At 58.7% G+C, this 1,542-nt stretch carries 3 protein-coding genes; all 3 read right to left on the bottom strand.

Going from position 1 to position 1,542, the window contains the following annotated elements; genetic code table 11:
• The coding region (locus ACMTNU_RS20600; RefSeq protein ID WP_413937160.1) for a relaxase/mobilization nuclease domain-containing protein at window positions 1-295 on the bottom strand (295 nt) is incomplete at its 3' end.
• A complete protein-coding gene (locus ACMTNU_RS20595; protein ID WP_413937159.1) occupies window positions 273-749 on the bottom strand; it encodes a hypothetical protein in 477 nt (158 codons plus the stop codon). The genes ACMTNU_RS20600 and ACMTNU_RS20595, both read right to left, overlap by 23 nt.
• Window positions 746-1,297 (bottom strand): hypothetical protein, encoded by a 552-nt coding sequence (locus ACMTNU_RS20590; protein WP_413937158.1) that lies wholly within the window; start codon window positions 1,295-1,297, stop codon window positions 746-748. The genes ACMTNU_RS20595 and ACMTNU_RS20590 overlap by 4 nt, the downstream gene beginning before the upstream one ends.
• Window positions 1,298-1,542: the final 245 nt, after the last annotated feature.

Below are 1,542 nucleotides of genomic sequence, written 5' to 3'. Positions count from 1 at the left end.
CTCCAGACCTCAGATCATAGGGTGAAGACGTCCACTTTTTCGAGCTTACCTCAGTCGTGGCCTCAATGCCATGCTCCCGTAAGGCCTCCGCAAACCCCTCCCGCCAACGTTGCAAATCGGCCTTTCTCGGATTCAAGCGAATCCCGTCAAGGCCAGCCGCTTTGACCGTCAGGTGGACATGTGGATGCGGGGACGGGTGCGGATCCGGATCGGTCTCGAACGTGTGGAGGACCATGGCGTATTGAAACCCTGAGAACTCTCGCGTCGCAAAGTCACGGGCCGCCCGTTGGACCAACAATAGATCCGTCCGTGTTGGCATGGAGAGGACGAGATGAAAGGCATCGCGCATGGTCGAGTCCGCCGCGATCGGCATCGCGCCATTCGGCTTTCAAATCGGCCACGGCTTCTTTGCCTTGAATCACCTGGCCGTCTTGATCCTCGATCTCGAGTTGGCCATCCCGCGAAATGTAGGTGAGGTTATTCGAGATGCCCTTCATCCCTTTCGGCGCCCTGACGAGTTTGACCACGACTTGGGGCGCCCGGCGGACCATGGCCTGGAGTTTCTGCCGCACATAGTTCGCGCGAGCCTGCGATGTGCTGAGCCGACCGCCGGGACACACAGGCTTGGGTGAGGCAAGATGACTGCGCGTGCTGCGACGTGGGCGTGGGAGGGTCTCCGTTGAGACATTGAAGAGCCGACTCCCCCACTCATCCAACTTCTGGTCGATCTGGCTGCCTGGCAAAGTCATTGGAGGTGCCAGCGCTCCACGGTCCCGCGTAAGACATCGGACACCTTCTTCGTATGGGCCTGGATCACGCGAGACAGTTCGGTGATGACCTCGATCCGAAAGGCGGTTCGGTTCTGAGGCGCGGTATTCAAGACTTTTGCAATCTGGTTCAAATTCCGCCCCAAGGCAAGCAGTTGTTGGTTCGAGCGGGTCAAGGTCTCCAGTTCCGGCTGGCCGACCTGCGGCTGCCCGGTCAACTTGGTCCGCACCATCGCCACCAGCCATTTAGTGGGCACGTAGCCTTCGTGGCCAGCCATCTTCTTCAGGGCAGCAAGCTCTGAGGTTGTGAGGTTCAGTTCGATACGAGCGGTCGCTCGTTCACGCTTCGGCGTAACGCGCAACCGAGGCGCCGGGGTCCTGGTTCCTCTCCGGTCCATGGCCTGCCGAAGGGCGTTCCGCAGAGCATGGCTCGGGGTGACGCCCTGCTGCTCACACCAGGACTGCCAGGGCGCTTTCAGGTCCCCCAGATCCACCGTGACCGTGGTCGTTCGTTTCGCCCGCTGTCCCATCAACTCACCCGTAATAGCCCAAATCGAGCCACCCCGCACCCTTCACTGACCTGTGTCTGCTTCAGGTCAGGAGAGGGTCGGAAAACCTGGGCGCAAGAATACGATAAACCCATAGTGTAAGACAACTACGGGCAATAGCCATATCCTGCAACCTCTTAAAATCGGTCTTAGAGCCTGTTCATAATCTTTTGCGTAATTTCTGGTATAGCTGTTCTTTTTCAGAAAGGACAGTGGATGCGCCAGAG

The organism is Nitrospira sp. BLG_1 (assembly GCF_047338595.1).
GTDB lineage: Bacteria > Nitrospirota > Nitrospiria > Nitrospirales > Nitrospiraceae > Nitrospira_D.
Note: the sequence above shows the minus strand (reverse complement) of the source record. Positions and strands in the feature narration are given on the sequence as shown.

Coding starts and splice junctions, on each gene's coding strand:
- ACMTNU_RS20595 (WP_413937159.1), bottom strand. CDS start 749: ATGACTTTGCCAGGCAGCCAGATCGACCAGAAGTTGGATGAGTGGGGG.
- ACMTNU_RS20590 (WP_413937158.1), bottom strand. CDS start 1,297: ATGGGACAGCGGGCGAAACGAACGACCACGGTCACGGTGGATCTGGGG.